Annotated in this window: 6 protein-coding genes; all 6 read right to left on the bottom strand. The window is 69.5% G+C overall.

The annotated features are described in order from the left end of the window. Positions 1 to 45: 45 nt before the first annotated feature. Positions 46 to 993 carry a thioesterase family protein gene (locus tag AC1DZ6_RS17655; protein WP_477098450.1) on the bottom strand — a complete coding sequence of 316 codons (948 nt, stop codon included), beginning with the start codon at positions 991 to 993 and terminating at the stop codon, positions 46 to 48. Between the two features lie 82 nt (positions 994 to 1,075). Continuing rightward, positions 1,076 to 1,822: a hypothetical protein gene (locus AC1DZ6_RS17660; RefSeq protein ID WP_477098451.1), complete on the bottom strand. Its 747-nt coding sequence runs from the start codon at positions 1,820 to 1,822 to the stop codon at positions 1,076 to 1,078. Between the two features lie 171 nt (positions 1,823 to 1,993). After that, on the bottom strand, positions 1,994 to 2,482 hold the full coding sequence (locus AC1DZ6_RS17665; RefSeq protein WP_477098452.1) for a transcriptional repressor: 489 nt from the start codon (positions 2,480 to 2,482) through the stop codon (positions 1,994 to 1,996). Between the two features lie 130 nt (positions 2,483 to 2,612). After that, positions 2,613 to 3,401 (bottom strand): acid phosphatase, encoded by a 789-nt coding sequence (locus AC1DZ6_RS17670; RefSeq protein WP_477098453.1) that lies wholly within the window; start codon positions 3,399 to 3,401, stop codon positions 2,613 to 2,615. Between the two features lie 81 nt (positions 3,402 to 3,482). Beyond that, positions 3,483 to 4,238: an acid phosphatase gene (locus tag AC1DZ6_RS17675; RefSeq protein WP_477098454.1), complete on the bottom strand. Its 756-nt coding sequence runs from the start codon at positions 4,236 to 4,238 to the stop codon at positions 3,483 to 3,485. Positions 4,239 to 4,298: 60 nt separating this feature from the next. Continuing rightward, entirely contained in the window at positions 4,299 to 5,351 is a 1,053-nt protein-coding gene (locus AC1DZ6_RS17680) for a 1,9-bis(guanidino)-5-aza-nonane synthase (protein ID WP_477098455.1), read from the bottom strand. Positions 5,352 to 5,553 lie beyond the last annotated feature (202 nt).

The raw sequence follows: 5,553 nt of genomic DNA on the forward strand, positions 1-5,553 counted from the left end.
AGCCTGAACATGGGGACAGGCCGCGAGGGCATGTCCCCGTTCCCGTTACAGCGCCAGCCCCGCCACCGCCTGCTTGCCCAACTCCGCCCGCGCCGCGTCGCTGATCGGCACCACCTTGCGCGCGTCGAGGTCGAAGGTGACGGCCACGGCCTCCGACGTGCCCCAGGCCTTGCCGGTGGTCGGGTCCAGCATCCAGTGGACGACCCGCATGGCCTGGCCCTGGGTCCCGACCAGGCCGGAGCGCAGTTCGACGCGGTCGCCGGCCCGGGGCCAGGCCAGTTGCACGAGGCGGTACTCCAGCACCGCCCCGCCGACCCGCGCCGGCTTGTGGTCCGCATGGGCCACCACGGTGTCGCGGAACGGGCCGATGAAGGCGCCGATGCCGTCCGAGACCCGGCCGATGAACTGCTCGGCGCGCATCCGTCCGAACACGTCGCAATCGGTCGGCGACAGGGCGCCCAGGCCGATCCGCTTGAGGCCCAGCGCGTCGGCGCGCTCCAGGCCGGCCGTCGGCGCGAACGGCGACAGGTCCAGGCTGCGGGCCCGGGCTTGGTCTGGAATCTCGACCTTGAGCGCCGCCGCCCGCTCGTGCACGACGCGCGGCCAGGGGAAGGCCTCGCCCTCGCGCGGGGTGACGTGGGCGATGGTGGTCTGGAAGGTCGCCGCCAGCTGGCCGGTGGCGGTGTGGACCAGCAGCTGCAGCACCTTGGCCTCGGTGTCGGAGATCTCGATCACCCCGCCCAGCATGTGCAGGGTCGCCCCGGCATGGGCCTCGCGCAGGAAGCGGATGTGCTGCTCGCGCACCACCACGGTGGCGTTGGCGTAGGGCGAGAAGGCGTGCGGCAGGCCCAGCTCTCCCGCCAGTCCCGCCAGCCCCTCCATGGCCCGCACGACGTAGAAGCGCACGTTCATGTGCCCCATCTCGTCGCAGTCCCAGGTGTTGACTCCCCCGCGCCAGATCTCGACGCCGGGATAGGTCTCAGCGGTCGTCATGGCGGCGGTTCCGGGGCGGGTGAACGGATGTTCGAACCCTAGCGGCGTTTGCTCGCGATCCGCAATCGCCCCCGCCTTGCCGTCAGGACTTCCCGCCTGAAGGCTTCCCAACCGGAGGCTTGTCGCCCGAGGGCTTCTCGTCGAGGCTGAGCTCGCTGATATAGCCCATGATGCCGAGGTTGGGCTTGGCGCTGGTCGTGATCCGGACATAGCGGGCGGTGGTCTTGGGCAGGTCGAAATACTGCCAGCCGTCGTTGGCCGCGACGTACAGGTTCAGGATCTGCACCTTGGCCAACGGGCGGAACGGACCGTTCAGGGTGTCGCCGGCGGCGATCTCGATCGTGGCGGGGCTTTCGTCAGCCTCCGGGATCAGGATGCCGAACCGGTCGAACGTGGCGGGGCGGTCGTCCTGAAAGCCGAAGATGGCGAAGGCGTCCAGGAAGGTGATGACCGTGCCGTTGGCCAGGACGCCGTCGTTGGCCGAGGCCCAGGCCTTGGTCGGCGCGGCGACCAGGCGTCCGCCATATTCCGGCGACAGCAGGTTGCGGCCGGGCGGTCCGGTCAGGGGCGCGGCGGCGGGGCCGGCGACGGCGGACGGAGCCGTGGCGGCCAGGGTCGAAGGGGCGGTGGCGGAGGTCGTCGTCGAGGGCGTGGCRGCGGGCGCGGCCGCCGTCTCGGTCGAGCGGTCCGAACCGCCGCCGCCGATCACGCCGGCCTGGTGCAGGCCGACGACCAGGCCGGTCACCGCCGTCAGCAGGCCGGCGATGGCGCTCATGACGACGGGCGTGCTGTGCCACCACGAGGTCTTGGCCGGTTCACGATCGCTCATCTCGCTCTCCCAAAAGACGGTGAAGCGGGTTGTTGATCGTTAAAAGTGTACAGAGTTTAGCGGGGGCGCCTAGAGCCTGCCCGTTTCCGTTGGGAACGGACAAGCAGGCTCTAGTTCAAACATTTAGAGTGTGACGGCCCGAAACCGGCATCCACTTTCGGCTGTCACGCTCTAGGCGTCGCGGCAATCGGCGCACAAGCCGTGCGCCTCGATGGTCACGGCGGTCAGGACGTAGCCGGCGCTGGCCCCGGCGGCGATGATCTCGGCGCTGGCCTTGGGCTCGATCTCGCGGGTGGCCCCGCAGCAGTCGCAGATCAGGAAGGCGGCGGCGTGGCCGTCGGCCTCCTTACGGCAGGCGACATAGCTGTTGAGGCTCTCGATGCGGTGGGCGAAGCCCTGCTTTTCGAGGAAGTCCAGCGCCCGATAGACGGTCGGCGGCTTGGCCGGGGGGCCATCGACGGCGAAGCTGGCGATCAGGTCATAGGCCTTCACCGGCTGGCCGGCCTGCAGCAGCAGTTCCAGCACCCGGCGGCGGGGCGCGGTCAGGCGCTGGTCGGCGGCGCCGCAGCGCGTCTCGGCGGCGGCCAGTTCGGCTTCGAGGGCGGAACCGGCGACGCCGTGGTTGTGGTGATCGTGATCGCAAGCGGCGTGATGGGCCATGGCCAAGAGGTAGAGGGCCGAGCGGTCCCGCGCAACCTGCTCCTCCCCCTATGGGGGAAGCTATCGCTAGCCTCGAACGGTTGTCCGGGATGACAGATCTCTATTAGCCCTATCCCCCGAGAGAGGGCCTTTAATACGGCGTTTGGGCGATCAGGGCGGCTTCGGCGTCGCACTGGGCCGGCTTGGCGGCCTTGGCGCGGGCCTCGGCGATCTCGGCCCGCACGGCGTCGAGGTCGTCGCGGAAGGCCTTGGAGCCGTGCAGGGCCGCCACCAGAGCCGAGGCGTTGGTGCGGCCGGCCTCGATGGCGCTGGCGTTGTGCACGCCGCAGACCACGCGGCTTTCGCCGAACGACCGGCCCCTAACCAGGATCGCCGTGGCGTGCTCGGGATCGACCTCGGCCAGGACCAGACCCACGGTCCAGCCCCAGGTGGTGTGGCCCGACGGATAGTCGGGGCTGGCGGCCAGGTCGGCGGTCTTGTCGACGCAGATCGGACCCTCGTCGATCAGATAGGGCCGCTGGCGCTTGTACAGGTCCTTGGGCTTGTTGACCGCGTCGCGCACGTCGTAGCGCAGCTTCAGCAGCAGGCTGACCAGCTTGGGCGTGGTCTCCGGCGTGGGGACAAAGCCCAGGGCGCAGCCGRAGTCGGCCAGGATCTTCTTCTCGTCGACATCGGCCTGGGCCAGCGCCCAGCGCGGGCCGTCCTTCAGTGACCGGGTGGCCAGGAAGGTCTTGCGGTCGGCCTCGTAGCGCGCCTCGCCCGGCTTGGGCGCCGGCGCCAGCACCTTCGAGGTGTCGAGCGCCCCGACGGCCAGATAGCCCKTCGGCGCGGACGGCGGCGCGTCCTCGCGGGCGACGGCGAAACCGGCTCCGCCGWTCAGGACGACCGCGCAGGCGGCGAGGGCGAGTTTGGCGCGCATGGTCGGCTCCGAGGAAGGTCTGCTCCAACCCTGCCGCCACACGGCGAAGGTATCAAGACAGGGGCGTCTGGAGTGGGCCCTTCAAGACAGGGGTTGGGCGATCAACGCGGCTTCGGTCTTGCACCAGGCCGGATCGGGCGCGGGTCCCGCCGCGCGGGCCGCATCCAACTCGCGCCCCACGGCCGCCAGGTCGGCCTCGAAGGCCGGCGAGGCGCTCAGGGCGTCGACCAGGGCGGCGGCGTTGATCCGGCCGGCCTCGACCGAGGTGGCGTTGTGCACGCCGCAGACCACGCGGCTTTCGCCATAGGCGCGGGCCCGGGCCAGAACGGCGTCGGCCCGTTCCGGCTGGGCCTTGGCCAGGATCAGGCCGACGGTCCAGCCCCAGGTGGTGTGGCCCGACGGATAGTCCGAGGTCATGGCCACGATCCTGCCGCTCCGGGCGCAGATCGCGCCACGGTCGACCTGGTAGGGGCGCTTGCGATCGTACAGGCGCTTGGGGCCGGCGATGGCCGGCCGCACGTCGCGGGCGGCCCGGTGCAGCATCGCCGCCAGCCGGGGCGTGGTCCGGCGGCTGGCCGTGACGCCCAGGGCGCAGCTGTAGGCGTCCATGATCCGGGCCTCGCGCGCGTCCTGCTGGGCCAGCGTCCAGCGCGGACTGTCCTTCAGCGCGCGGGTGTCCAGGAAGATGCGGCGGTCCTGCTCGTAGGCCGCCGAGCCCCAGGCGGGCGGCGGCGGCACGGCGACGCGGCCGTCATAGGCGCCCTTGGCGAGGTAGGGGGCGCTCGCGCAACCCGCGACGACCAGACCGGCGAGGGCGGCCACCCACAAGACGCGCATGAAAAAGGGTCCCTGAAGCAACTTCAGGGACCCTGCATTTTCAAGTCGTCCGTATCAAGCCTACTTGCCGAACAGCTTCTGCCAGCGCGGCTTCTCGCGGCCCTTCCAGGCTTCGCGGTGATAGGCGTCCGAGGCGATCAGCGGCACCACGGTCGTGGCTTCGGCGAACACCATCTGCTCGTAGGTGGTGTTGACCTTGCCCCACGAGGCGGCCTCTTTCAGGGTCGAGGACGAGCAGGCGCCGTCGCGCACGTCGGCCACGGTGATCTGGATCGCGTACTTGTGCATGTCGGCCTCGACGCCGAGGATCTCGGCGCAGACCACGGTGTCCTGGGCGAAGTTCTTGGGCACCCCGCCGCCGACCATGAACAGGCCGGTGGTGCCGGCCGCGATCTTGATGTCGGTCAGTTCACGGAAGTCGGCGACCGCGTCGATCATCAGGTAGGGCTTGCCCGCCGCGATCTGCTCCTTCTGGTGCTTGACCAGGCCGAAGCCCGCCGAGCTGTCGACGAAGGCCGGGCAGAAGATCGGCACGCCTTCTTCGTAGGCGGTCTGGATCAGCGAGCCGGGCTTCTTGGCGTTGCCCTCGCTCAGCCACTTGCCCATTTCCCAGATGAACTCACGCGACGAGTAGGCGCGCGGCTCCAGGCGGTTGCAGATCTCCAGGATCGTATGGTCGCAGTTCTGGAGCTCTTCCTCGTCGATATAGGTGTCGTAGATGCGGTCGATGTAGTTGTCGCGCAGCACGTTGTCGTCGACCGGGCCGGCGGCCTGGTAGTGCTTGAAGCCCAGGGCCTCGAAGAAATCCATGTCGACGATCGAGGCGCCGGTGGCGACCACGGCGTCGATCATGCCGTTCTTCACCATGTCGCGGTAGACGTGCATGCAGCCGCCGGCCGAGGTCGAGCCCGCCAGGATCAGCCACGGCGAGCAATCCTTGTCGGCCAAGGCCATGTTGAAGATGTCGGCGGCGCGGGCGGTGTCGCGCGAGCTGAACGACATCTTGCGCATGGCGTCGATGATCGGGCGGGCGTCGAACGACGTGATGTCGATGTGCTCGACCACGTTCTGCAGCAGCTCGGCCTTGGTGTTGTTCGGAACGGGAGCGTTCATCGCTTCGGTTTCCCTGACTTTGGACGCCCGTCGTTGGGAGTGGCCGTCCACCGGGACGGAGCGACCGGTGGGGGCGATGGGGTTCGCATCCAAACGCGTGAGCGGCGGATGCGGCGCGGGGTTTAACTCAGATTTGTCACGACGCTTAGTGACGATTTCACGTCGGGCGCTCGGTGCGTCCTTCGAGGCCCACGGCGTGGGC

The organism is Caulobacter sp. P1_B12_2, from assembly GCF_056406675.1.